Genomic DNA, 25,023 nt, shown 5'->3' with positions numbered 1-25,023 from the left:
TCCGTTCCTCAGTTCGTGGATGTGCGCAGGATGGCGTCGGGGCGGTCCTCGAGACCAGCCCGAAGGACGACGCCGTGGCCCGGCGCGTCGGAGACGTCGATCATGCCCTGCACGGGGGTGGGGACCGCTTCGGCCACCTCGAGGTGCCAGCCGGTGTAGAAGGCGCGCACCGACTCCTGGATCAGGGTGTTGGGCGCGTGCAGCGACAGGTGGCACGACGAGGCGTAGACCACCGGGCCGGTGCAGTCGTGGGGCGCGATGGGCACGCCGTAGGCCTCGGCCATGCCCGCGATCTTGCGCGCCGAGGAGACGCCGCCGCACCAGCCGAGGTCGAGCATCGCGACGCCGGCCACTCCGGTCTCGAGATACTCGCGGAAGGCGTGGATCGAGGGCAGGGTTTCCGAGGCGCAGATCAGCGCGTCGGTGTGGCGGCCGTATTCCTTCAGGTCGGAGAGGTTCTCGAGCCGGAACGGGTCCTCGTGCCAGTAGGTGTCATAGGGCTTCAGCGCGCGGGACAGGCGGCGGGCCATGGGCGGGGACCACAGCGAGTGGAACTCGACCATGATGTCCATGTCCTCGCCCACCGCCGAGCGGATTTTTTCAAAGGGCTCCAGCGCGGTGCGCAGCTCGGAGGGCGTGATGTCCCAGCCGCCCGAGCGCTCTGCGGCCGGGTCGAAGGGCCAGATCTTCATCGCCGAGATGCCCTGCTCCTTCAGCGACAGGGCCAGCTCGTCGGCGCGGTGCAGGAAGGCGTCGAGGTCCTCGTAGGGGCCCTCGGCGGCCGTCGTGTTCCAGTTGGCGACCTTCTGACCCTCGGCGGACCGCACATAGCGGTAGCCGGCGCAGGTGTTGTAGGTGCGGATCGAGGCCCGCGCGCGGCCGCCCAGCATCTCGACCAGCGGCACGCCGTGGACCTTGGACTTCAGGTCCCAGAGCGCGATGTCGATGGCCGAGAGGGCGCGGGTTTCCACGCCTGCGCCGCGCCAGCCGATGTAGTCGCGCAGCTCGGTCATCCGCGCGGGGATGGCCAGCGGGTCGCGCCCCAGCAGCAGGGGCGCGCACCAGTCGTGGATATAGGCCTCGAGCGCCGAGGCGCCGAAGAAGCTCTCGCCCAGGCCCACCGTGCCGTCGTCGGCGGTGATCTTCACCCAGAGGAGGTTCGCGAACTCCTTCAGGCGCAGGGTTTCGACGCGGGCGATCTTGAGATGCGAGAACATTCAGCGCCCCGTGATGCCGGGGAAGGCGATCAGCACGGCCAGCGCCAGGATCTGCATGCCGATGAAGGGCAGCAGCGCCTTGAAGATGGTCCCGAGGCTGATGTCCGGCGGCGCCACCGATTTCAGGTAGAAGGCCGCGGGTCCGAAGGGGGGCGACAGGAAGCTGACCTGCATGTTCATGCAGAACACCACGCCGAACCACACCGGGTCATAACCCAGCCCGGTGATGATCGGCACGAAGATCGGCATGGTCAGCAGCGCGATGCCGGTCCAGTCCAGGAACATGCCCAGCACGAACAGGATCAGCATCATGAACAGCAGGATATAAAGCCGGTTGTCCGAGATGCCGGTGATCAGCTCGGTCACGAACTTGATGCCGCCCATCAGGTTGAACACCCCCACCAGCGCCGAGGCGCCGATGCCGATCCACACGATCATGCCAACCGTGCGCAGGGTCTGCATGGCCGCGCCCTGCAGCAGCCCGAAGGTGAACTCGCCCCGGATCACGGTCGAGAGCAGCACCCCCATCACGCCCACGGCCGAGGCCTCGGTCACCGAGGCGACGCCGCCGTAGATCGAGCCCAGCACGCAGGCCACCACCAGGATCGGCAGCACCAGGCCCTTGAGCAGGCGCAGCTTCTCGGCGCGGGGAACCTCGTTTTGCTCCAGGATCGGGGCGACGGCGGGGTTCAGGTAGGCGCGGATCAGCACATAGATCACGTAGAACCCGGCCAGCATCAGCCCCGGCAGGAACGACGAGGTGAACAGGTCCCCGATCGAGACGTTGGCGGTCAGGCCGTAGAGAATGAGCACGATCGAGGGCGGCACCATCGTGCCCAGCGCCCCGCCCGCGCACACCACGCCGATGGCGAGGTGCTTGTCATAGCCCAGCCGCAGCATCTGGGGCAGGGCGAGCAGGCCCAGCAGCACGATCTCGCCGCCGATGATGCCCGACATGGCCGCCAGGATCACGGCCACGATCAGGGTCTGGATGGCGACGCCGCCGCGCAGGCGCCCGCCGACCAGCTTCATCGCGTCGAACAGGTCCCTCGCGATGCCCGATCGGTCGAGGATCGCGGCCATCAGCACGAACATCGGCACCGAGACGAAGACGAAACTGCTGACGAAGGAATAGACCCGCGACGTGATCAGCGGCACCGCCATCGGGCCGAACCAGCCCAGCGCGAAGACCAGCGCCACCAGCAGGGTGACGAAGGCCAGCGGGATGCCGGTCAGCAGCAGCGCCATCATCATCGCGAACATCAGGGCGGTGCCGCCCTCGACGCCCAGCGCCTGGAAGGAGCCGAAGAAATCCATCACGCGCGCCCCTTCGAGAAGATCTTAATCACGTGCGCACCTTCGTGCCGACAGAGCGGGTCCCGCGCAGGTAGCCCCACGCCAGGATCAGGAACTGGATCGCCATCAGGCCCATCACCAGCATCAGGAAAATCTTGATCAGGGCCGGGTAGACCGGATCCCAGGCCGAGCCCGAGCGCTCGAGCCGCACCGAGCCGTCGGGCGAGAACGCCGCGCGGGAGACCATCACCCAGGCCGCCCAGCAGAACATGCCCGAGGCCAGCGCGCAGATCGCCGAGATCGCGACGTTCAGGCCGCGGCGCACCCGCTCGGGCAGGGCGTCGTAGATCAGCACCACGCGGATGTGGCGGTCATGGGCGGCGCAGTAGAGCCCGCCGTAGATGAACGCCGCCCCGCACAGGAACACCGTCGTCTCATGCGCCCAGATGGTGGGCGAGTTGAACACGTAGCGCAGGAACACTTCCTGGATCAGCACCAGCATCGACACGACGATGCCGGCGGCGAACAGCAGGCCGCCGCGGTCGATCCAGCGTCCGAGCCGACCGGCCTCGGGGATCGCGCCGAATTCCTCGACCGCCGGCAGTTCGGGGGAGGAGTCGGGCGGATGGGTCTCGGTCATGGGCTCAGGCTCCGCGTGACAGGCGAAGGGACGGGCGTCGCGGCCAGGGGCTGCGCGTCGCGGGAGGGGCGGAACGAAAGGCGGGGGCCAAGGCCCCCGCGATCCGGTCTCAGTTCATGAGACCCTTGTCCTTCAGATAGGCCACGAGCGTGTCGTAGACCTTCTGGGCGTTCTCGGAACGGGCGGCGACCTTCTCCCACTCGCCCATCGCGATCTCGCGGAACTTGGCGCGCTCCTCGGCGGACCAGTCGTGGACGGTGATCTTGCCGCCGGCCTTGGCGGCGGCGACCGCCTCCTCGTCCTTCTCCTTGACCGTGGCGGTCTGGAGCTGGCCGAATTCCTTGACCGACTCCTCGAGCGCGGTCTGCAGCTCGGGCGACAGCTCGTCCCACTTGGCCTTGCTCATCGAGATCTCGATCAGCGGCAGGGAGTGGAAGCCGGGATAGACGGGGTGGGTGGCGACGTCATGCAGGCCCTGGGCCTGGTTGGTCGAGAAGACGTTGTAGTCGGCCGCCTCGATCACGCCCTTGTCGAGCGAGGTGAAGACCTCCGAGCCCGGCAGGTTCACCGGCGCCGCGCCGGCCGCGGCGAAGACGTTCTGCACCAGCCCCTCGGGGGCGCGCAGCTTCAGGCCCTGCAGGTCGGCGACCCCCTCGAGCGGGACCTTGGAGACGAAGGCCTCGAGGCCGGGCGAGGTCGGGCCGATGAACTGCAGGCCGTAGGGGGCCTCGAGCTCGCGCATCAGCTCCATGCCGCCGCCTTCGTAGATGAAGTCGAACATCTCCTGGGGGTCGGAATAGGCGCCGACGGGGTTCGCGATCAGGCCGAAGGCCGGGTCCTTGCCCGCGAAGTAGGAGACGTCGGTGATGTGCCCGTCGAGGATGCCGGCCGCGATCGCGTCCTGCGTCTCGTTGTGGGCGACGAGGGATTCCACGGGCAGAAGCTCGATCTCGATGGCGCCGTCGGTCTTCTCGGCGACGATCTCGGTCCACTTCTGCTGCATCACGAAGTTCGGGTTGCCGGCCGGGTCGCTGGACTGGAACCGGAACGAATATTCCTGCGCCGCCGCCGAGCCGGCGATCAGCGCGATCGAGCTCGCCGCAAGCGCGGCTTTCATCCACATCATCTCGATGTCCTCCCTTGGGATCCTCGGCACCGGGCCGACGGACCGGCGTCCCCCCGGCCCTTCCTGACCGCGGGAATCACGCGTCAACTTCCTTGTGACAGCGCTGTCATGACGCTATGATAGCGCTGTCATGCTGTCAATGACCCCGGCTTTCGCCGCGGCGACGGCGTCTGTCGACAAAGCTAGGGCGATGAGCAGGATGGTCGAACCCGCTCTGGACGAGCGGCGGGGAGGGAAGCGGAGATGGACGCGGCGGCGCGAAGGAGGGGGGAATGAGCCAGCGACGCTCGGGCCGCCCGACGCTCGCCGACGTGGCGGCGCTGGCCGGCGTGGGGGCGATCACCGTGTCGCGCGCGCTGCGCCGACCCGACCAGGTCTCGCCCGCCACGCGCGAGCGGATCGCGGCGGCGGTGGCCGAGCTGAACTACGTGCCCGACCCGCAGGCGCGGATCCTCGCCTCGGGCCGCTCGGACGTGATCGGGGTGATCCTGCCGAGCCTGACCAACAACGTCTACGCCGACGTGCTGCAGGGCATCTACGACGGGGTGGCCGACACCGGCTTCCAGATCCAGATCGGCAACACCCGCTACGACCCCGAGGAGGAGGCGCGCCTGGCGCCGCTGTTCGCCTCGCAGCGGCCGGCGGCGATGCTGCTGACCGGCATCGACCAGACCCCCGCCACCCGCGCCCTGCTGGAGCGCGCCGGCTTTCCCATCGTGCAGATCATGGAGAAGGGCGCCGACCCGATCGACATGATCCTGGGGTTCTCGCATTTCGACGCGGCGCAGGCGGCGGTGCGCCATCTGCTGAGCCGCGGCTACCGACGCATCGGGGTGCTGGGCGCGCGCATGGACCCCCGCCTGATGCGCCGGCGGGAGGGCTGGCGCGCCGCGCTCGACGAAGCGGGGTTGCCGTGGCTCGAGGCGATCTCGCCCCAGCCGTCCTCGGCCGCGATGGGGCGCAGGCTCGCCGCGCAGCTGATCGACGCCGAACCGGGGCTCGACGCGCTGTTCTGCGCCAACGACGACCTGGCGCTGGGCGCGCTGTTCGAGTGTCAGGCGCGCGGGATCGCGGTGCCGCGGGACTTCGGGATCATGGGGTTCAACGACCTCGAGATGATGGCCGCGGCCGTGCCCTCGATCACCTCGGTGCAGACGCGGCGCTACCAGATGGGGCGGCTGGGCATCGAGATGCTGGTCGAGCGCATCGCCGGGCGCCGGCCGGCGGAGATGAACGTGGACCTCGGCTTCGAGCTGATCGAGCGCGACAGCACCCGGCGCTGAGCGCGGCTCAGGCCCCGGGACGCTCGATCATCTCGAGGAAGCCCTCCGCGAAGCGGTCGAGCGGGTCGGGCCCCTGCTCGAGCTTCGCGCGCAGGACCGCCCCCTCCCACCCGATCCAGAAGTGCAGGGCGAGGCGGGCGGGGTCGGCCGAGGGCGCGATCTCGCCGGCGGCGCGGGCGGCCTCCAGCAGGCGGGCGGTGCGCGCCTCCCAGTCGGCGAGCACGGCGCGAAGCGCGTCGCGGAACGACTCGGGGAGGGTCCCGATCTCCTGGCCGAGATTGCCCACGAGGCAGCCGCGGCGCCAGTGGTGGCGCTCCATGCCGGCGCGGGCGTCCTCGACGAAGGCGCGCAGGCGGGCCAGCGGCGTCAGGCTCTCATCGAGGAACCAGCGGTCGAGCTTCCGGGCGAAATACGCGGCGTAGGCCTCGATCAGCGCCAGGCCGAAGTCGGCCTTGGAGCCGAAGTAGTGGTAGAAGCTGCCCTTGGGCACGCCCACCGCCGAGAGAACCTCGTCGAGACCCACGGCGCCAAAGCTCCGCTCGGTCAGCATCGCGACGCCCGCGCGCAGGAGCTTGTCGCGCGCCTGCGTCTGGCGGGCTTGGTCGCGCGGCGGGCGGCCGCGGCGGCGGGGGGGCTCGGGCGTTCCGGTCATGCGAACAGCGCCTGGGCGGCGAGCATCGCGAGCGGCACGGTCACCGCCGCGATCACGGTCTGGGTGGCCACCAGGCTCGCCATCAGCGGCGCGTCGCCGCCGAGCTGGCGGGCGAGCACATAGGAGGACGAGGCCGTCGGCAGGGCGTTGAACAGCACCGCCAGCATCGCCGGCGCTCCGGTCAGTCCGAAGGCGAGGCAGCCCAGCGCGGTCAGCAGCGGCAGCACCCCGAACTTGGCGACCGAGGCGATGACGGCGAGCCGCGGCGAGCGGCCGAGCGACTCGCGATCGAGCGCGGCGCCCACGCACAGCAGGCCCAGCGGCAGGGCGGCTTGGCCGAGCGCGCGGAAAAAGCCCTCGACGCCGGGCGGCAGGCCGAGGTGGAAGGCGTGCAGCGCGATGCCCAGCGCGCAGGCGAGGATCAGCGGGTTGCGCGACAGCAGCTTGAGCGTGTGCAGGAGGCTGGCCTGCCCCACGGCGCTACCCTCGCCCGAGGCGCCGCCGGGGACGTAGCGGGCGAAGACCGTGACGCACAATATGTTGGCGGTCGGCACGATGGTGGCGATGGCGATGGCCGAGAGGGCCGCCCCCTGCGGCCCGAACAGCGCCAGCGCGGCGGTGACGCCGACGTAGTTGTTGAATCTGACGCCGCCCTGGAAGACCGAGGTGAAGGCCGCCGGCTCGATCCCCAGCGGCCGCCGCGCGAGCGCGAGCGCCCCGCCGGTCGCCAGCAGCGGCAGGCCGATGGCCGCGACCATGGCGCCGACGGGCACCTGCGAGAGGTCCGCGGTCGCCAGCCCGTGCACGATCAGCGCCGGCAGCAGCACGAAATAGGCGAGCTTCTCGGCCGGCGGCCAGAACGCCTCGGGCAAGAGCGCGGTGCGCCAGCGCAGGACATGGCCGAGCCCGATCAGCAGGGCGGTGGGGGCCAGCGCCACGATCATCATGCCGATCATCGACGGGCCCCGCGGCGCGGCGATGCGCGTGTCCCTGGCCGCCCCCGGGGAGCCCCGGGGGCGGCGGCGCGGAGGGACGCCGGGGAGGTCACCGGGCGGACGGCTCGGCGGGGGTCTTCTCGCCGAACTGGTCGAAGGCCTCGAGCGTGCGCATGGCGTAGCTGTAGGCGGCGCCGGCGTTCAGCGCCACGGCCGTGCCCATGGCGTCGGCGAGCTCGGCCTCGGTCACGCCGGCCTCGCGGGCGCGCTGGGCGTGGACCGCGATGCAGGTGTCGCAGCGGGTGGTCACGGCGACCGCCAGCGCGATCAGCTCCCGCGTGCGGGCGTCGAGCGCGCCGTTGCCGTTCTGCCCGGCCGAGAGGGCCTGGTAGCCCTCGACCATCTTGGGGTTGGCCTTGGCGAGCTTCGCGCCGGCGCGCCGGCCCTCGCGCAGGTAGGAGATCCAGTCGACCAGCATGGCGTTTCTCCTCAGCCGCGGCCCATGGCGTAGAACTCGGGGTTCGGGCGCATGCCCGAGACGTTGGCCACCCGGTTCGACAGGGCGAAGAAGGCGGCGATGCCGGTGATGTCCCAGATGTCGTCCTCGTCGAAGCCGTGGGACTTCAGGGTCTCGAAATCGGGCTCGCCGACCTCCTGCGCGGACTGGGAGACCTTCATGGCGAAGTCGAGCATCGCCCGCTGGCGGGGGGTGATGTCGGCCTTGCGGTAGTTGACCGCGACCTGGTCGGCGATCAGCGGGTCCTTGGCGCGGATCCGGAGGATCGCGCCGTGGGCGACGACGCAGTACTGGCACTGGTTCACGTTGGAGGTGGCGACCACGATCATCTCGCGCTCGGCCTTGGTGAGGTTGCCGGGCTTGTCCATCAGCGCGTCGTGATAGGCGAAGAAGGCGCGGAACTCGTCGGGGCGGTGGGCGAGCGCGAGGAACACGTTGGGGATGAAGCCGGACTTCTCCTGCACGGCCTCGATCCGCTCGCGGATGTCGTCGGGCATCTCGGCGAGGGAGGGGACGGGAAAGCGGCTGATCGGCAGGTCGGCGGTCATGGAGCGGGATCCTGAAGGTGGCGCGGCGGGCGCGGGCGGTGGGGCGGGCCGCCCCGGCGCGGGGCCGGGGCGGGGGCAGGCTGGCTCAGGAGATCGAGGCGTCGATCGGCACCACGGCGCGGCCGCGGACCTGGCCGGCGAGGAGCTTGTCGCAGGTGGGGATCGCCTCGGCGAGCGGGACCTCGTGGGTCATCGAGTCCAGCAGCCTGGGGTCGAGGTCGGCGGCGAGACGGGTCCAGGCCTCGATCCGGTCGGCCCTGGGGCACATCACCGAGTCGACGCCGGCGAGCGTCACGTTGCGCAGGATGAAGGGCGCGACGGAGGCGGGCAGGCCCATGCCGGCGGCCAGACCGCAGGCCGCGACCGCGCCGCGGTAGCGGATCTGGGAGAGCACGTTGGCGAGCACCTGGCCGCCGGCCACGTCGACGGCGCCGGCCCAGCGCTCCTTGCCGAGCGGGCGGCCCTTCTCGGAGAACTCGGAGCGGTCGAGGATCTCGGAAGCGCCCAGCGCCTTGAGGTAGTCCGATTCCTCGGGGCGGCCGGTGACGGCGTGGACCTCGTGGCCGAGCCTGGCGAGCAGGGCGACGGCCACGCTGCCGACGCCGCCGGCCGCGCCGGTGACCAGGATCGGGCCCTTGTCGGGGGTGACGCCCTGGCGCTCGAGCGCCATGACGCAGAGCATCGATGTGTAGCCCGCGGTGCCGATGGCCATGGCCTGGCGCATCGAGAAGGCCTCGGGGAGCGGCACCAGCCACTCGGACTTCACGCGGGCCTTGCCGGCGAGGCCGCCCCAGTGAGTCTCGCCCACGCCCCAGCCGTTGAGCACGACGCGATCGCCGGGCTTCCAGTCGGGGGAGGCGGAGTCCTCGACCACGCCGGAGAAGTCGATGCCGGGGACCATGGGGAACTTGCGGACCACCGGGCTCTTGCCGGTGATGGCGAGCGCGTCCTTGTAGTTGAGGGTCGAGGCGGCGATGCGGACGGTCACGTCGCCCTCGGGCAGGTCGGCGTCGTCCACCTGGGTCAGCTTGACGGTCTGGGCGTCGTCGGACTTGTCGATGAGGATGGCGTCGAACATCGGGGTCTCCTTGCCTGTCGGGGCCTGTCAGGGCCGGCCGCCGGGAGGGTCCGGGGGCGGTCCGCGCGGTTGCGGCAAGGATTAGACCGGGCGTCTCCTAAAAACAAGGGCGGGGTTCGGGGCGGGCCGGCGGGACGGCTCTGCCGCCCGCTGCGCGGACGGGACGCCCGCCCGCCGACCCCGTCGCGGGGCGCGACGTCAGGGGGCGGGCGTCAGGGCGCGGGGGGCGCGTCGTCCCGGTTCGGCGAGGCGATCGGGCCCTGTCGGCAAGGGGATGTGGGAGGTGGCCTTGGCGGGGAAGCCATAAAAAGCGCGGGGCGATGAACCCGCGCTGCATGACATGCGCGGAGGCGTTGCGGCGCGCGAGACCGCGGTGGTATCCCTAACTGACCATTGGAAGGTTCAACGGTTGGGGGAGCGGCCGGGCGTTGACGGATCTCAAGATCTCTTTGCTGGGCGAGCTCCGGGTGGAAGCCGGGGGCGTGACGGCGCCGCTTCCCGCCTCGCGCAAGGCCCGCGCGTTGCTGGCGCTGCTGGTGGCGACCGGGCGCCCGCATCGGCGCGAGCGCCTGTGCGAGCTGTTCTGGAACCTGCCCGACGACCCTCGCGCCGCCCTTCGCTGGTCGCTGAGCAAGCTGCGCCCGGTGGTCGACGCGCCGGACCGCCCGCGCATCGTCGCCGACCGGGAGCGGGTGCGCTTCGACGGCGAGCGGGTCTGCGTCGATCTGCTGGAGATCCACGCCCTGCTGCGCGCGCCCGATGAGGGGGCGCCTCTGGCGAGGCTCGAGGACATGGCCCGCAGTCTGGACGAGACGCCGTTCGACGGGCTCGACGGGGCCGGGGTCGAGGGGTTCGACGCCTGGCTTGCGGCCGAGCGGGAGGATGCCGGCGCCGCGCGGGTCGAACTGCTGCGCCGGCTGGCCCTGCATCCCGAGACGTCGGGGCTGGCGGCGGACAAGTGGATGCGGCTGTGGCGCGAGGCCGACCCGGCGGGGGCCGAGCGGCACGAGCGCGCGCAGGCGCAGCGGCCCCGGCGCGAGCGCGTGACCGGCTTTGGCGAGCGCGCGACCGGTTTCGGCGAGGGCGGGACGGGCGGGGCGCCGGGCGCCATACCGCTGAGCGGAACGGTGCGCGGATCGGGGACGTCCGGCGCTGCGGTTTCGCCTGGGGCGTCCTCGAACGCCGTCGCCTCGAGTCAGGGCGCATCGGGGCTGCTCTCCCCGGGGGGGCGCGACGCCTCGGCGGCGCGACGGGCGGCGGTGGCGGCCCGGCGGGCCGCGGACGCCGCCGCGGCGCCGCTGGTCGCCACGGGACCGGGGCGGCGGCCGGGAGCGCGGGCGCGCTCGCGCGCGCTGCGGGCCCAGCGGATCGGCTTCTGCGACACCTCGGACCGGGTGAAGATCGCCTGGGCGAGCGTGGGTTCGGGGCCGCCGATGCTGAAGGCCGCGAACTGGCTCAATCACCTGGAATACGACTGGGGCAGCCCGATCTGGGGACGCACCTTCGCCGAGATCGCGCGGCTGCGCACCTTCATCCGCTATGACGAGCGGGGCTGCGGCCTCTCGGACTGGGACGTGGACGACCTGAGCTTCGAGGCGTTCGTCACCGACCTCGAGGCGGTGGCCGACCACCTCGGGCTGGAGCGCTTTCCGCTGCTGGGGATCTCCCAGGGGGCGGCGGTGTCGATCGAGTATGCCGTGCGTCACCCCGAGCGGGTCTCGGCGCTGATCCTGTTCGGCAGCTATGCGGCGGGCTGGCGGCTGGACGCGAGCGCGGAGGAGCAGGCCCGGCGCGAGGCCGTGCGCCAGTTGACCGAGGTGGGCTGGGGCACCGACAACCCCGCCTACCGGCACATCTTCTCGCAGACCTTCATGCCCGACGCGACGCATGAGGAGCTGGCCTGGTTCGACGAGTTCCAGCGTTTGACCGCCTCGCCCTGCAACGCGGCGCGCTTCCAGGACGCGTTCGGGTGGATCGACGTGCGCGAGCGGCTGGCGCAGGTGCAGGCGCCCACGATCGTGCTGCATGCGCGCGACGACCAGCGCATCCCGCTGGAGATGGCGCGCGCGGTGGCGCGCGGCATTCCCGGCGCCTGCTTCGTGCCGGTCGAGAGCAGAAATCACATCCTTGTCGACCGCGAGCCCGCCTGGCAGGGCGCGCTGGAGACGGTCGCCCAGTTCCTGGCCGAGCACGGGGCGTAGGGCGCGTTTCGATGCGCCGCGCGCGGCGCGGCGGAGGCCCGTGGCGGATCGACATGCCTCGGTCGCGGTCGACGCAAGACAGCGCGCCGGCGAGGCGAAACCGGTGGCGTGCGGGGCGGGGATCCCGCAGGCTCGGGCCTTCCCGTCGCCGCAAAGGAGCCCGCCATGCCGCTCTCTCCCCGCCACGAGGTCGTCGTCGAGCCCGATATCGTCTACGGCCACGCCCTGCGCCGGGACGGCGCGGCGCCCGAGAGCGTCGCGCTGGAACTGGACCTGTATCGTCCCGCGGGGCCTGCGCCCGACGGCGGGCGGGCGGCGGTGCTGCTGGCCTTCGGCGGGGCGTTCCACCGCGGCTCGCGCCAGGACGACGGGTTCGCGGACGAGGCGGGCCGGCGCAGCACCGCAATGGCCGAGTATTGCCGGATGCTCGCGGGTCAGGGCTATGTGGCGGCCTCGCTGAGCTATCGACTGGCGCAGCTGCGGCCGGACCCGGGGCCCACGCAGGCGATGACGGCGGGCGAGGCGAACCTGGATCGGATCCAGGTGGTGCGCGGGATGCTGGGGTTGGCGCCGATCGGGCCGGAGGAGATGCGCGAGGCCATCGAGGGCGGCATCGACGACGTGACCGCGGCCTATCGATACCTTGCCGGAGCGGCGCGGCGGCACGGGGTGGATCCCTCGCGGATCGTGCTGGGCGGGTTCTCGGCCGGGGCGCGGCTGGCGATCAGCGCGGCGCTGACCCATGACATCGATCCGGCCGGGGTGATCTGCCTGTCGGGCGCGGCGCCCGAGGGGTTCGCGCGCGCGCATCGCGAGGCGGGGGGCGCGGCCTTCCCGGTGTTGCTGGTCACCGCCGAGGACGACCTGCCCGCGATCCGCGACGCCGCGCCTGGGCTGCATGCGGCGCTGGCCGGGGCCGGGTTGCCCTGTGTTTCGGCGCGTGTCCCCGGCCATGGGCATTTCTATCCGGCGAGCGCGCCGATCGAGGGCGGCGCGCGACCGGTGCTGATCGAGGAGATCATGGCGTTCCTCGAACGCGCCGTGGGGGCGCCTGGCGCGGGGGACCGCGCCGTGGGATCGCCTGGCGCGGCGGATCGCGCCGTGGGATTGCCTGGCGCGGCGGCGCCGGTTCGCGCGGGGGGCGGGGCGGGGTGAGCGTTCGCGGGTCGGCGGAGCGGCTCTGCCGCCCGCTTCGCGGACGGGACGCCCGCCCGCCGACCCCGCTGCCGGCGGGGCTCCGGGGCGAGGGCGGGGAGCGGCGAGGCCTCGCGGCGCCCCGCCCTCGCCCGATCAGGGGAGGCCTGCGCGGGGGGCGTCCACAAGGACCGTCTCGACCCGGCCGGCGCGGCGGCGGCGGGTGTCCTCGCGGTCGTGGTTCACGGCGGTGAGGATGTGCAGGGTGCGGCCGTCCTCGCCGCCCAGCATGCAGGCGTAGGCCTCGGTTTCCACGGGGATCTCGTCGAGCACCCGGCCGCCCTCGGCCACGCGCACGCAGGCGCCGCGGCGGGGGGAGGCGACCCAGACCGCGCCCTCGGCGTCCAGGCAGATGCCGTCGGGGCGCAGGCCCTCGGGCGCCGACCAGGTGCGGAAGTTCGACAGCGCGCCGCCCGGACCGAGGTCATAGGCCGAGAGACGCCCGCCCTGCGTCTCGCCCACGATCAGGGTCCTGTTGTCGGGGGTGATCGCCATGCCGTTGGGGAAGTGGAGGGGTTCGCCCACCCGCTCGGCGGCGCCGTCGGGGGCGACGCGGATCAGGGGGGTGGGAGCGGGCTCCGCCTCGCCGCGCAGCATCGCCTCGAGGTCGAAGCCGAAGTTGCCCACGAACGCCGTGCCGTCGGCCATCACCACCAGGTCGTTGCAATGGTGGTCGGCGAGGTCCCACAGCTCGGCATGGACCGAGATCCGGCCGCCCCCCGCCCGCAGCAGCCGGCGGGAGGTCATCGCCACCACCAGCAGGTCGCCGTCGGGCAGCCAGCCGAGGCCGCTGGGCCGGTCCTCGAGCGTCAGCATCACCTCCCGGGTTCCGTCGGGGGCGATGGCGAGCACCTTCTGGTCGTGCATGTCCGACAGCCACAACCGTCCGTCATGCCAGCGCGGGCCCTCTCCAAAGCAGAGGTCGTCGGCCAGGATCTGCGTCCTGCGGGTCATCGGGGTCCTCCTCCCTTGTTTGCCGGCAAGTCTGTCGGCGAGAGGCGGAGGGGGCAAGCGCCTTGCGCGCCTGAGGGGCAGCCGGAGGGCGGGGGGGCGGCGAGGCTTCGTCGGCACGCCGGCCTCGCCCGCGGGGCGGCTCAGCCGACGGGATTGAGCGGGGGCAGGTGGCGGACCCCGGGGCCGTGGCTCCGGGAGGCCTCGCGCGGCGGATGGCGGCGGCGGGCCTCGGCAAGCGCCGCGGCCAGCGCGCGCCAGGCCGACGCGTCGCCCGTGGGCGCGGGCGCATAGCGCGCGGCGCCGAGCGCGAGAAGGGCGGACTGCACCGCGGGCGCCTGCCTCGGGTCGCCCGCGACGCGGCTCGCCCACAGGTCCAGCGCCGGGCGCAGGGCGGCGGCGTCGCGGGCGCGCAGGGCGGCCTGCAGGCCCGCCCAGGCGTGGGCGGCGGAGGCGAGCCGGGCGGCGCGGCGCGCAGCAAGGCCCCGGCGCAGGGGCGGCGCCGCCCGCCGGGCGAGCCACAGGGCCAGCAGCGCCGCCGCCACCCCCGCCCCGACCCACAGCGCCAGGCGCAGACGCGCGGCGGGATCGGGCGCGGCGGCGGAGGCGGCGGGCGGACCCTCGACCGAGATCGCGACAGCCGGGACCTCGGCGGTCTTCACCCTTGCCTCGTCGATGTCCCACCAGCGCAGGGCGAGGGCCGGCAGCTCGCCCGCGCCGCCGCCCTGGGCAAGCAGGGAGATGCGCTCGGTCCGGGTTCCCGAGAGGCGGCCGCGCGCCTGCGTCTCGACCAGCTCGGGCTCGTCGGGATAGGCGGCGAGCCCCTCGATCGCGGGCGGCGGCGCGAGCGGGGGCAGCAGCATCGGCGAGGCTCCCTCGATCGTCGCGGTCAGCGTGACCGAGAGGGCCTCGCCCGCGGTCATCCCCTGCGGCTCGCCCTCGATCCTGCGCTCCAGCGTCAGGTCGGCGGCGGCGATGAAGGGGGAAAGGTCCTCGGCCCCCTCGGGCACGATGGCGCGGAAGTCGATGGCGGGGGTGGTCAGGGTCGTGCGCAGGGGGGCGCCGCCGGGGGCGTCGGGATCGGCCCAGGTGACGGCGATCTGCGAGGCGGGGAGGGTGTAGGCGCCCGGCGCCAGCGGCGCGATCTGCCAGCGCCGCGAGAGGCCCGACCAGGTCTGCCCTTCGACCCGGCCGCTGACCGGGCCGGTGGCGCGCGAGGGCAGGCGCACGCGCAGGTTGGGCGCGTCGAAGCTGGGCCAGACCGGGGGCTCGGGCAGGAAGGTGGGGACCAGCAGGGTCATGCGCAGGGTCAGGGGCTGGCCGGGCAGGGTCTCGTCCGTCTCGAACTCCACCGTCAGGCGAGGGGCGTCGGCGGCGGTCTGGGCGGGCGCGGCGGCGGGGAGAAGCGCCGCGAGACCGGCGGCCAGCAGGTGGGCGAGCGCGCCCCGGAGCCGCCGGGCGGCGCGGGCCCGGAGGGGCGCGGGCGTCGGAACAGGCAGGGGCCGGCCGTCGTCCGCCGGCCGCGCGCCGGGGGGCGCGCTGCGGCGGCGCTCCGGCGCCGGGGCGCGGAGGCGGGCGAGGGCCGTCATTCGCCGCCTCCGGGGGGCTGGGCGCGGGAGGCTTCGAGGGCGAAGCGCTGGCGCAGGAACTCGGCCGGGCGGGTGTCGACGGTGCGCATCCACTGCTCGGCGGTCAGCAGGCGGCCCTCGCCCTCCTGGTCCTCCCGGGGCGCCTGGATCTCCTGTCCGCGGTCTTCCTCGTTGTCATAGGCGACCTCGTCGGCGCCGAGATCGGGCTGGTCGCCGGTGTCGGACGCCTCCTGCTGATCCTCGACATAGGCGACGATGCGGCGGGCGAGATCGAGGTTCTCGGCCGCGCCCGGGAAGTCCGGGTCGCGGTCGAGCGCCGTCTGGAAGGCGCGGACCCCGTCGCGATAGGCGCGCGCGCGGATCGAGGCGAGCCCCTGCAGAAAGGCCGCCTGCGCGGTGTCGAGCGCGGCCAGCGCCGCGGCTGCGGCGCCATACTGGCCGTCGCGATACTGGGCCCAGGCTCGTCGGTAGGGATCGGCGTAGAGCGCGGCGGCCCGGTCGAACTGGCGCCGGCGCACGGCGATGTCGCCCTGCTGGTCGGGGGTCAGGAACCAGCCGGCGAGCGGGGCGCCGAGCTCGAACGGCCCCGGCGGCTCGACGCTCGCGGCCGCGCGCACGTCGCGCGAGCCGTCCTGCGCGCGGGGCGCGCCGGGGGCGGCCAGCGCCAGGGCCAGGGCCAGGGCGGCCCAGCGCATGGTCCAGCCGCGGCGGAACCAGATCAGCGTCAGGAGCGCCGCCGGCCAGGCCAGCCAGCGGCCGCGATCCTCCCAGGGGCGGCTCTCGTCGCCAAGCTGCGCGCGCGCCCAGGCGGCGTTCAGCAGCCCGTCGATGCGGGCGATGTCGGCGTCGTCGGGCGAGATCGCGATCACCGGGGCCGAGAGCGCGTCGAGCCCGCGGTCGCGGCTGCCCTCCGGCAGCGCCGAGAGGACCGCGAGTCTGGCTGCGGCGTCATTCAGCGCCTCGACCTCGCCCGGCGCCACCGCGTCGGCCACCAGCAGCACGCCGCCGGGGGGCGGGGCGCCCGGCGCGGCGCCCGCCTCGGCCGAGAGGAGGGAGGCGGCCAGCGCCAGCGCCTCGGCGGCCGCGTCGCCCTCGCGCGGCATCGCCCCGGGCGAGAGGGCGGCGAGGTAGGGCGCGATGACGCCCGCGTCCTCGGTCATCGGGATCACCACATGGGCCGACCCCGCATAGGCGATCAGCGCCGTGCGGGCGCCGGCGCGAAGGTCGAGGAAGTCGCGGATCTTCTGCTGCCCGCGCTCGAGCCGGGAGGGCGCGAGGTCGGTCCCCAGCATCGAGGGCGTGACCTTCAGCACCACCACCGCCGGCGCCGACTGGGCGGCGAACGGGTCGGCGGCGCGGGTCCAGGCGGGTCCGGCCGCGCCCAGCGCGCAGCAGATCAGCGCCAGCGCCACGCCGTCGATGGGCTGCGGGCGCCGCCTGCGGGCCGCGTCGAGCGTCAGGGCCGCGTGCAGGTGGGGCGCGATGCGCGCCGCCGCCGGCCGGGGCCTGGCATGGGCGCGGCGCACGGCCGCCCACAGCAGCACGATGACCGGCAGCGCCAGCAGCCACAGCGGGCGCAGGAAACGGAACGCCTCGGCGGCGAGGGCGAGCGCATCGAGGCTCATGCCGGGCCCCGGTGGCGAGAGTCGCGGCGCATGCCGCGCGGGCGCCGGTTGACGGGTCCGAGGCTCATGCCGGGCGCCTGCGGGAGACGAGGTGCAGACCCGCGGTGGTCGCCAGCACCACCGCCAGCGCCCCGGCCATCGGGATCCAGGCCAGCGAGCGGCGGGGGCGCCAGGACAGGGTTTCGACCTTGCGGGGGGTCATCTGGTCGATGCGCGCGTAGACCTCGGCCAGCGCGTCCTGGTCGGAGGCGTAGAAATAGCTGCCCCCGCCCCGCCGCGCGATGTCCTGCAGGGCGCCCAGATCGACCCGGTCCTCGCCCGAGGCGGCGGGGTCGCCGACGCCCACGGTGTGGATCTCGACGCCCCGGTCGGCGGCGATCTCGGCGGCGTTGACCGGGCTCATGCGGCTGGCGGTGTCGGCGCCGTCGGACAAGAGGATCAGCAGGCGCTGCTCGACCTCGCTCGCCTCGAAGGTGCGGATCGAGAGGCCGATGGCGTCGCCGAGCGCCGTGTGCGGGCCCGCCATGCCGACCTCGGTGCGGTCGAGCAGCGAGACGATGGCCGAGAGGTCCTCGGTCAGCGGCGACTGCAGATAGGCTTTCGAGCCGAACACGATCAGCGCCAGCCGGTCGCCCTGCCGCCCCTCGACAAAGCGGCGCACCACGTCGCGCACGGCGGCGAAGCGTTGCTGGAGCGCCCCGTCGGGCGCCTTGAAATCGCGCGTGTCCATCGAGCCGGAGATGTCGATCGCCAGCGCCACGTCGCGGGCCGAGCGTGTGATCTCCACCGGCTTGCCCAGCCGCTCGGGCCCCGCGAGGGCCACAACCAGCAGGCCCCAGGCAAGCGCCGCCGCGGCCATCTGCAGGCGCGAGCGGGCGCGCACCACGGCGCCGCGCCGGGGCTCGGCCCCCGCGGCCTCGGCCACGCGGCGGAAGAACGGGACGCGCAGGGCGGGCGTCGGCTCGCGGTGCGCGGGCATGAGGCGCCAGACCAGCAGCGGCAGGGGCAAAAGCAGCAGCGCCCAGGGGAAGGAGAGCGAGATCACCGGCCCCCCTCCATCGGCGCCCGGCGCACCCAGCGGGCGGCGAGCGCCCCGAGGCCCGGGGCGGGCGCGTCGCGGCCGTCATAGGGGCCGCGCAGCAACGCCCGGCCGGGGCCGTCGGCGAAGGCGGCGTCTCCCGCCCCGCCGGTCTCGTCGAGGTAACCGAGCCAGCGTTCGCCGGTCAGTCCGGCCACCTGCGCCCGCGGGCGGGCGGCGAGCGCGGCCCGCCTCAGGATCGGGGCGATTGCGGCGGGGTCGTCGCCCGCCTGCGCGAGGGCCGCCAGCGCCTCGCGCCGCCAGGCGTTGGCGCGGCGGCGGCGACGGCGGGCGAGCGCGGCCCAGACCAGCAGCAGCGCCAGCGCGACGCCGATCACGATCCAGCCCGGCGTCTGCGGGGTCATCGCCACCGGCGCAGGCGAAGGCGGCTGCTGGAGGGCGTCGAGCAGGTCGATGAGGTTGGCCTGCGCCTCGCCCGGCACGGCGTCGGAGGTCGGCGCGGGGATCTCCGCAGCCCCGGCCGGCGTTCCGGAGGGGGGAGCAGGCGGATCCTGCGGGGCCTCGGTTGGCGTCCCGGAGGCGGGAGCGGGCGCGGCCTGGGCCAGCAGAATGGGGGCGTCGAGGGGCGGCGCCGCCTCGGGCGGGGAGGGCGCGGGGCCGGTCATCGGGCGCCCGCCGCGGCGGGGCGCGGGGCGAGGCCCATCAGGCGGCGCATCTGGGGGACCGTCTCCTCGGCCGCGGTCAGGGGCAGGACCGGGACGCCGAGGCTGCGCTGCCAGTCGAGGATCTCGGCCAGCCGGCCGCGGGTCATCTCGCGCAGGCTCCGGTGGGCGCCGCGGTCGGCGGTGTTGACCTCGGCCTGCAGCTCCCCGTCCGAGACCACCAGGCGCAGCCCCTTGGGCAGCTCGTCGGCGAACGGGTCCGAGACGAGCCCCAGCACCAGGTCGTTGCGCCGCGACAGGGTCGAGACCAGCAGCCGGGTCTCCGCGTCCACCGCGTCGAAGTCCGAGAGCACGATCACCAGGTGATTGCGCGGCGCGATCCGGGCCACCGCGCGCAGCACCCGGTTCAGCGGCATCGGCGAGGGGTTGGGCGCGTCGGCCGCCAGCATACCGTTGGCCTCGGCGAGCGCGGACAGGAACCGGTCGAGCGAGACGCGGCCGCGGGCGGGGCGGATCTCGGCGAGATGCGCGTCGCCAAAGACGATGCCGCCCACCCGGTCGCCCTGGTCGCGGATCCGGAAGGCGGCGAGTGCTGCGGCCTCGGCCGCGGTCACCGCCTTCATGTTGAGGACCGAGCCGAAGAACATCGACATCCGCTGGTCGACCACGATCAGGGCGGGGCGGTCGCGCTCCTCGGTGGTGACGCGCACGAAGGGCTCGCCCATGCGCGCGGTGGCCTTCCAGTCGATCGAGCGGACGTCGTCGCCGGGGACGTAGGCGCGCAGCTCCTCGAAGGTCAGGCCGCGGCCGCGCAGGCGCGAGGCGTGGCGCCCGTTCATCGCCGAGCGCGCCGGCTGGCGGGGGGCGAAGCTGAGCGCGCGGGCCCGCCCCTCTAGCGCCCGCAGCCCGCCGAGCGAGACATGCACGCGCGGATCCTCCAGCGCCTGCGGTTCTGCGGCGACCAGCCCCGCGCGAAGCCGGGCGCGGGCGGAGGGGGAAGGCGAGGCCATGCGCGCAGCCCTCAGGGCAGGGCGACGCGGGCGAGGATCTCCTCGACCACGCGGTCGGGGGCGACGCCCTCGCCCTGGGCCTCGTAGCTCAGGCGCAGGCGGTGGCGCAGCACGTCGGGGGCGACCGCGCGCAGGTCCTCGGGGTCGACATAGTCGCGCCCCGCCAGCCAGGCGTGCGCCCGCCCGCAGCGGTCGAGCGCGAGGGACGCGCGCGGGCTCGCCCCGATCTCGATCCAGCGGGCCAGATCCTCGCCGAAGGCGTCGGGCGTGCGGGTGGCCTGGACGAGATCGGCCATGTAGCGCTCGATCGCCGGCGCGGCGTGGATCGCGGCGATCTCGCGACGCGCCTCGAAGATCGCGGCCTGGGGGATCGCCTCGCGCGGGGGGGGCGGCGCGGCGGCGTCGGGGGCGGCGGCGGCCTGGGCGGCGATCTCCTCGCCGCGGACCATGCGGATCACCTCGACCTCCTCCTCGACCGAGGGCCAGGTGACGAGGACATGCATCAGGAACCGGTCGGTCTGGGCCTCGGGCAGGGGGTAGGTGCCCTCCTGCTCGATGGGATTCTGGGTGGCCATCACCATGAACAGCGGCGGCATCCGGTGGGTCGTGCCGCCGACGGTGACCTGGCGCTCCTCCATCGCCTCGAGCAGGGCGGCCTGCACCTTGGGGGGCGCGCGGTTGATCTCGTCGGCCAGCACGATGTCGGCGAAGATCGGGCCGGGCTGGAAGCGGAAGGCCCCGCCCCCCGCATCCGCCGCGCCCTGGCTGTAGATCTCGGACCCGGTGACGTCGGAGGGCAGCAGGTCCGGGGTGAACTGGATGCGCGAGAAGTCGCATTCCAGGTTCTTCGCCAGCGCTTTGATCGCCCGGGTCTTGGCCAGCCCCGGCAGCCCCTCGACCAGCAGGTTGCCGTTCGCGAGCAGGCCGATCAGCAGCCGCTCGATCACCCCCTGCTGGCCGACGATGGCCTCGCCCATGCGGACGCGCAGAGCTTCGAGCGCCTCCTGCGGGATCATTCGCCGCTCCAGACCCGGGACCACTCGGCCTTCATGTCGACGATCACCCAGCCGCGGCCCTCGGCGTCCTCGAGCCCCTTGTCGAGCACCCCGATGTGGCCCTCGCGGTCGTAGGCGAATTCGCGCTCGGCGTCGGTGTGATGGACGAGCAGGCCCAGCGAGGGCCCCTCGCCCGAGGTCACGTAGTCGAGCATCTGGTAGTCGCCGTCGGAGTTGCCGAAGGCCAGGATCGGGCGCACGCCGATCTGCTGGGCGATGCCCACCGGCTTGCCTTCCTTGTCGTCGATCAGCACGACGCCGCCGGTCTTGACCACGGTCTTCGTCTCGGGGTCCCAGGCGCTGTTCCCGCGCGAGCCGACGACCTGCCAGGGGGGGATGCCGTAGGCCGCCTCGCCGACGGCGCGGATGAAGTCGACGCCCCCGCCCGAGACGATCCAGGTGGCGAAGCCGTTGTCGTGCAGGTAGCCCAGCAACTCGACCATCGGGGCGTAGGTCATCTGCGCGTAGGTCAGGCCCGAGGTCGGATGCGTGGCGTGGGTCAGCCAGTCCTCGACGTCGGCCTGGAAATCCTCGATCGAGACGCCGGCGTGGGAGACCTCGACCACTTCGAGCAGGCCGTCCATGCCGGTTTCCATGAGCGCCTGCATGTCGCCCGCCGCGGCCGCCTTCAGGGCAGGGGAGGTCAGGATCGAGGGGTCGGCCTCGGCCTTCGCCTTCACCGCGTCGAGGGCGTAGAGGAACTGGAAATAGACCGGCTGCTCGGACCACAGGGTGCCGTCGTTGTCGAAGACGGCGATGCGCCGTTCGGGCGCCACGTAGCCGGCGCCGCCCTCCTCGGTCACGCTCTCGACGAAGGCGACGATCCTCGCCTGGGCGCCCTCGTCGGTCCAGGAGGGCAGCGGGTCGGCCAGCGCGGACAGAGGGGCCGCGGCCAGCAGCGCCGCGGCGGCGAGGGTGGGAAGGGCGTCGAGGCGCATGGTCGTCTCTCTCTCGCGAAAGGGCGGGACGCGCCCGGCGCGGGCGCGTCCCGGTTCGTTTCCTCAGGGCTCGCTCACTGCTTGGGCGTGAAGGAGCCGGCCTCCTGGCGCTGGGGGTAGTCCTCGAACGTGGCCATGAACTCCGCGACGACGCCGGTGATCGGGCCGAAGGCGAACATGTGCCGCACGAACCAGTCGTCGTAGTAGGAGGAGTCCTCCGGCGCCATCTCGAAGGGATCGGCGCGCAGGTCGATCAGCAGCGGCGCTTTCAGCGGAACCTGCCCGCGGGTCCAGGCGCCCATGCCCTCTTCTTCCTGAACGCTGAAGTGAGCCTTCCAGCGGTTGATCCGCACCGCCCCCAGCGACCCGTCGTCGACGAAGGCGAAGAAGGTGTTGCGCGGCCACTCCTCGGACTCGCCCGTCAGGTTGGGCAGCAGGTTGTAGCCGTCGATGTGGACGTTGTAGGTCATGTCCCCGGCCTGGTGGCCGTCGAGCAGCTTGGTCTTGATGTCGGGATCGCCGGCCGCGGCGATCAGGGTGGGGAACATGTCCTCGAGCGACAGGATCTCGTTCGAGACCTGGCCGCCCTCGATCTTGCCCGGCCACTTGATCATGAAGGGAATGCGGATGCCGCCTTCCCAGGTGGTGGCCTTCTCGCCGCGGAAGGGCGAGGTGCCGCCGTCGGGCCAGGTGAACTTCTCGGCGCCGTTGTCGGTGGTGTAGATGACGATGGTGTCGTCGGCCGCGCCCAGCTCGTCGAGCTTGTCGAGAAGCTGGCCGACCATCTTGTCATGCTCGGTCATGCCGTCGGCGACGATGCCCATGCCGGTCGCGCCCTCGGACTCCGGCTTGAGGTGCGTGAAGATGTGCATGCGGGTGGTGTTGAACCAGACGAACCAGGGGGTGTCCGACTGCTCCTGGCGCTCGATGAAGTCGATGGCGGCGGCCATGAACTCCTCGTCCACCGTCTCCATCCGCTCGCTGGTCAGCGGGCCGGTGTCCTCGATCTGGCCGTCGGCGGTGGCCTTGAGAACGCCGCGCGGGCCGTAGGTCTCGCGGAACTCGGCGTTCTGCGGATAGTCGGGGTTCTCGGGCTCTTCCTCGGCGTTGAGATGGTAGAGGTTGCCGAAGAACTCGTCGAAGCCGTGGTTGGTGGGCAGGAACTCGTCCAGGTCGCCCAGGTGGTTCTTGCCGAACTGGCCCGTGGCGTAGCCCATGGGCTTGAGCATCTCGGCGATGGTGGGGTCTTCGGCCTGCAGGCCGATCGGATCGCCCGGCATGCCGATCTTGAGCATCCCGGTGCGCTTGGGCGACTGGCCGGTGATGAAGGCCGCGCGTCCGGCGGTGCAGCTCTGCTGGCCGTAGGCGTCGGTGAAGCGGATGCCTTCCTGCGCGATCGAATCAATGTTGGGCGTGGTGTAGCCCATGATCCCCGAGTTGTAGGCGCTGGTGTTGAACCAGCCGATGTCGTCGCCCATGATCACGAGGATGTTGGGCTTGGACGCGCCGTCGCCGGCGGCCTGCGTCTGCGCCGCTGCGCTGAGGGCCAGGAAGGCGCTCAGCCCCCCGACGATCGCGCCTGCGACGTTGCGGATTGCGTACATGCGATGGGACTCCCCTGCGAGTTCGTTCATTGACAGAAATGCGTATCATGACTGAACGGAATTCGGAGAAATAATTAGCAATGTCATGAAGATGAGCGAATTCTGACGCTGCATCTGCGAAGGCTGGCTGCCGCAGGCGCGACCGCCTCCCCCCGCGCCGGGACGCGGGGGAAGGCGAGGGCCGGGCGCGGGCTTACTGGGCCGGCGCCGCCATCCGTTCCATCACCTGGTCGAGCGAGAAGCTCGCCGCCTTCTGGCGGGGCGGGAACTCCTGGAACGTCTCCAGGAAGGCGCCGACGTACTGCTGGGCGGGAACCAGCATGTAGGCGCGGTCCAGCAGCCAGTCGTAGTAGGTGTTGGAGGTCAGCTGCGCCCGCTCGTAGGGATCCTGGCGCAGGTTGAAGATCAGCGGCACGCGCAGTTCGGTGAACGGGTTGGCCCAGATCTTGAGCGTGCCGGTCGCGCGCTGCTCGAGGAACACCAGCTTCCAGTCGTTCCAGCGCAGCGCCATCAGGTCGCCGTCGTCCGAGAAGTAGAAGATCTCGTCGCGCGGCGAGGTTTCCGACTCGCCGGTCAGCATCGGCAGGATGTCGTAGCCGTCGAGATGCACCTTGTACTCGCGCCCGATGGCCTCGACCCCGCCTTCCATCAGCTTGGACTTGATGTCCGGCTCGCCCGCGACATGCAGGAAGGTCGGCAGCCAGTCCATGTGGTGCACGATCTGGTTGTTGACCGAGCCGGCCTCGACCTCGCCGGGCCAGCGCACCATCGCGGGCACGCGCCAGGCGCCTTCCCAGTTGGTGTTCTTCTCGGAGCGGAACGGCGTCATGCCCGCATCCGGCCACGAGTTCATGTGCGGCCCGTTGTCGGTGGAATAGAACACCAGCGTGGTGTCGGCGATCCCCAGCTCGTCGAGCTTGTCGAGGAACTGGCCGATGTGCAGGTCGTGCTGGATCATGCCGGCCTGGTATTCGCTGACATGGCGGCCGGCGATCTCGTCGGCGCGGTCGCGCATCTCCTGGGCGACATGGGTGCGGAAGTGCATCCGGGTGCCCGACCACCACACGAACCAGGGCGTGCCCTCGGAGGTCTTGCGCTCGATGAAGTCCAGCGCCGCGGCGACGGTCTCGTCGTCCACCGTCTCCATGCGCTTGCGGGTCAGCGGGCCGGTGTCCTCGATCGTGCCGTCGGCCGAGGACTTGATCACCCCGCGCGGGCCGTAGGCCTCGCGGAAGGTGCGCCCGTCCTTGAGCACCATGTCGCCGGGATAGTCCTCGTTCTCGGGCTCCTCCTCGGCGTTGAGGTGATAGAGGTTGCCGAGGAACTCGTCGAAGCCGTGGTTGGTCGGCAGCATCTCGTCCTTGTCGCCGAGGTGGTTCTTGCCGAACTGGCCGGTGTCGTAGCCCTGGGCCTTCAGGAGGCCGGCGATGGTCGGATCCTCGACCCGCATCCCGAGGTCCGAGCCGGGCAGGCCGACCTTCGAGAGGCCCGTGCGGAACACCGACTGGCCCATGATGAACGAGGACCGGCCGGCGGTGCAGGACTGCTCGCCGTAGTAGTCGGTGAAGATCATGCCCTCGGCGGCGATGCGGTCGATGTTGGGCGTGGTGTAGCCCATCACGCCGCGGGTGTAGGCCGAGATGTTCGACTGCCCGATGTCGTCGCCCCAGATCACCAGGATGTTGGGTTTCGCCGCCTCCTGGGCCGAGGCCGCGCCGGCGACGGCGAGCAAGGCGGCCGTGGCGACCGCCGCCCGGCTCAGGTTTCGCAACAACAGGCGCATGGGCGGGATTCCTCGGTCCGGACCGGTCGCGTGCGACGCGCGCCGTGGGACTCGCGCGTCTCGGAGCGCGGAGACCGGCG

Annotated in this window: 22 protein-coding genes; 3 read left to right on the top strand and 19 right to left on the bottom strand. The window is 72.7% G+C overall.

The annotated features are described in order from the left end of the window. Positions 1 to 8: 8 nt before the first annotated feature. The 4 genes from AAC134_RS05245 to AAC134_RS05230 form a co-directional block, all read right to left on the bottom strand. Positions 9 to 1,217: a mandelate racemase/muconate lactonizing enzyme family protein gene (locus AAC134_RS05245; protein WP_339948008.1), complete on the bottom strand. Its 1,209-nt coding sequence runs from the start codon at positions 1,215 to 1,217 to the stop codon at positions 9 to 11. Further along, entirely contained in the window at positions 1,218 to 2,534 is a 1,317-nt protein-coding gene (locus tag AAC134_RS05240; RefSeq protein WP_339948007.1) for a TRAP transporter large permease subunit, read from the bottom strand. 28 nt (positions 2,535 to 2,562) lie between these two features. Further along, positions 2,563 to 3,153, bottom strand: a complete 591-nt coding sequence (locus tag AAC134_RS05235) for a TRAP transporter small permease subunit (RefSeq protein ID WP_339948006.1) — start codon at positions 3,151 to 3,153, stop codon at positions 2,563 to 2,565. A 109-nt stretch (positions 3,154 to 3,262) separates the two neighbouring features. Then, positions 3,263 to 4,279: a TRAP transporter substrate-binding protein gene (locus AAC134_RS05230; RefSeq protein ID WP_339948005.1), complete on the bottom strand. Its 1,017-nt coding sequence runs from the start codon at positions 4,277 to 4,279 to the stop codon at positions 3,263 to 3,265. A 272-nt stretch (positions 4,280 to 4,551) separates the two neighbouring features. Between AAC134_RS05230 and AAC134_RS05225 the strand changes: the two genes are divergently transcribed. After that, complete coding sequence (locus AAC134_RS05225; RefSeq protein ID WP_339948004.1) at positions 4,552 to 5,562, top strand: LacI family DNA-binding transcriptional regulator; 1,011 nt, start codon at positions 4,552 to 4,554, stop codon at positions 5,560 to 5,562. Positions 5,563 to 5,569: 7 nt separating this feature from the next. On the opposite strand, the gene AAC134_RS05220 is transcribed toward AAC134_RS05225, so the two are convergent. The 5 genes from AAC134_RS05220 to AAC134_RS05200 form a co-directional block, all read right to left on the bottom strand. Then, complete coding sequence (locus AAC134_RS05220; RefSeq protein WP_339948003.1) at positions 5,570 to 6,214, bottom strand: TetR/AcrR family transcriptional regulator; 645 nt, start codon at positions 6,212 to 6,214, stop codon at positions 5,570 to 5,572. After that, the gene (locus AAC134_RS05215; RefSeq protein ID WP_339948002.1) at positions 6,211 to 7,170 is read right to left on the bottom strand and encodes an AEC family transporter; all 960 of its coding nucleotides are present in this window, start codon (positions 7,168 to 7,170) and stop codon (positions 6,211 to 6,213) included. Before AAC134_RS05215 ends, AAC134_RS05220 begins: the two co-directional genes overlap by 4 nt. Positions 7,171 to 7,258: 88 nt before the next feature. Further along, positions 7,259 to 7,627 carry a carboxymuconolactone decarboxylase family protein gene (locus tag AAC134_RS05210; RefSeq protein ID WP_339948001.1) on the bottom strand — a complete coding sequence of 123 codons (369 nt, stop codon included), beginning with the start codon at positions 7,625 to 7,627 and terminating at the stop codon, positions 7,259 to 7,261. Between the two features lie 11 nt (positions 7,628 to 7,638). Beyond that, entirely contained in the window at positions 7,639 to 8,214 is a 576-nt protein-coding gene (locus tag AAC134_RS05205; protein ID WP_339948000.1) for a peroxidase-related enzyme, read from the bottom strand. Positions 8,215 to 8,299: 85 nt separating this feature from the next. Then, positions 8,300 to 9,292: an MDR family oxidoreductase gene (locus tag AAC134_RS05200; protein ID WP_339947999.1), complete on the bottom strand. Its 993-nt coding sequence runs from the start codon at positions 9,290 to 9,292 to the stop codon at positions 8,300 to 8,302. Between the two features lie 428 nt (positions 9,293 to 9,720). Here AAC134_RS05200 and AAC134_RS05195 point away from each other — a divergent pair, with 428 nt between their 5' ends. Both AAC134_RS05195 and AAC134_RS05190 read left to right on the top strand, forming a co-directional pair. After that, positions 9,721 to 11,493: an alpha/beta fold hydrolase gene (locus AAC134_RS05195; protein ID WP_339947998.1), complete on the top strand. Its 1,773-nt coding sequence runs from the start codon at positions 9,721 to 9,723 to the stop codon at positions 11,491 to 11,493. A gap of 165 nt (positions 11,494 to 11,658) precedes the next feature. Then, complete coding sequence (locus AAC134_RS05190; protein ID WP_339947997.1) at positions 11,659 to 12,648, top strand: alpha/beta hydrolase fold domain-containing protein; 990 nt, start codon at positions 11,659 to 11,661, stop codon at positions 12,646 to 12,648. A gap of 135 nt (positions 12,649 to 12,783) precedes the next feature. On the opposite strand, the gene AAC134_RS05185 is transcribed toward AAC134_RS05190, so the two are convergent. From AAC134_RS05185 to AAC134_RS05140, 10 genes are all read right to left on the bottom strand, one after another. Continuing rightward, on the bottom strand, positions 12,784 to 13,641 hold the full coding sequence (locus tag AAC134_RS05185) for an SMP-30/gluconolactonase/LRE family protein (protein ID WP_339947996.1): 858 nt from the start codon (positions 13,639 to 13,641) through the stop codon (positions 12,784 to 12,786). A gap of 140 nt (positions 13,642 to 13,781) precedes the next feature. Continuing rightward, positions 13,782 to 15,227, bottom strand: coding sequence for a hypothetical protein (locus AAC134_RS05180; protein ID WP_339947995.1), 1,446 nt, complete (start codon positions 15,225 to 15,227; stop codon positions 13,782 to 13,784). Further along, positions 15,224 to 16,852 (bottom strand): VWA domain-containing protein, encoded by a 1,629-nt coding sequence (locus AAC134_RS05175; RefSeq protein ID WP_339947994.1) that lies wholly within the window; start codon positions 16,850 to 16,852, stop codon positions 15,224 to 15,226. The genes AAC134_RS05180 and AAC134_RS05175 overlap by 4 nt, the downstream gene beginning before the upstream one ends. A gap of 64 nt (positions 16,853 to 16,916) precedes the next feature. Next, positions 16,917 to 17,897, bottom strand: a complete 981-nt coding sequence (locus AAC134_RS05170; protein ID WP_339947993.1) for a VWA domain-containing protein — start codon at positions 17,895 to 17,897, stop codon at positions 16,917 to 16,919. Then, a complete protein-coding gene (locus tag AAC134_RS05165; protein WP_339947992.1) occupies positions 17,894 to 18,556 on the bottom strand; it encodes a DUF4381 family protein in 663 nt (220 codons plus the stop codon). Before AAC134_RS05165 ends, AAC134_RS05170 begins: the two co-directional genes overlap by 4 nt. Continuing rightward, positions 18,553 to 19,563, bottom strand: coding sequence for a DUF58 domain-containing protein (locus tag AAC134_RS05160; RefSeq protein WP_339947991.1), 1,011 nt, complete (start codon positions 19,561 to 19,563; stop codon positions 18,553 to 18,555). Before AAC134_RS05160 ends, AAC134_RS05165 begins: the two co-directional genes overlap by 4 nt. An 11-nt stretch (positions 19,564 to 19,574) precedes the next feature. Continuing rightward, positions 19,575 to 20,579, bottom strand: a complete 1,005-nt coding sequence (locus AAC134_RS05155) for an AAA family ATPase (protein WP_339947990.1) — start codon at positions 20,577 to 20,579, stop codon at positions 19,575 to 19,577. Further along, positions 20,576 to 21,556: an HAD family hydrolase gene (locus tag AAC134_RS05150; RefSeq protein ID WP_339947989.1), complete on the bottom strand. Its 981-nt coding sequence runs from the start codon at positions 21,554 to 21,556 to the stop codon at positions 20,576 to 20,578. The genes AAC134_RS05155 and AAC134_RS05150 overlap by 4 nt, the downstream gene beginning before the upstream one ends. 74 nt (positions 21,557 to 21,630) lie before the next feature. After that, on the bottom strand, positions 21,631 to 23,160 hold the full coding sequence (locus AAC134_RS05145) for an arylsulfatase (RefSeq protein WP_339947988.1): 1,530 nt from the start codon (positions 23,158 to 23,160) through the stop codon (positions 21,631 to 21,633). A 193-nt stretch (positions 23,161 to 23,353) separates the two neighbouring features. Beyond that, complete coding sequence (locus AAC134_RS05140; protein ID WP_339947987.1) at positions 23,354 to 24,943, bottom strand: arylsulfatase; 1,590 nt, start codon at positions 24,941 to 24,943, stop codon at positions 23,354 to 23,356. Positions 24,944 to 25,023 lie beyond the last annotated feature (80 nt).

It is taken from the genome of uncultured Albimonas sp., from assembly GCF_963977235.1.
In the GTDB taxonomy this organism is placed as follows: domain Bacteria; phylum Pseudomonadota; class Alphaproteobacteria; order Rhodobacterales; family Rhodobacteraceae; genus Albimonas.
This window is presented reverse-complemented; position numbering and strand designations above follow the sequence as displayed.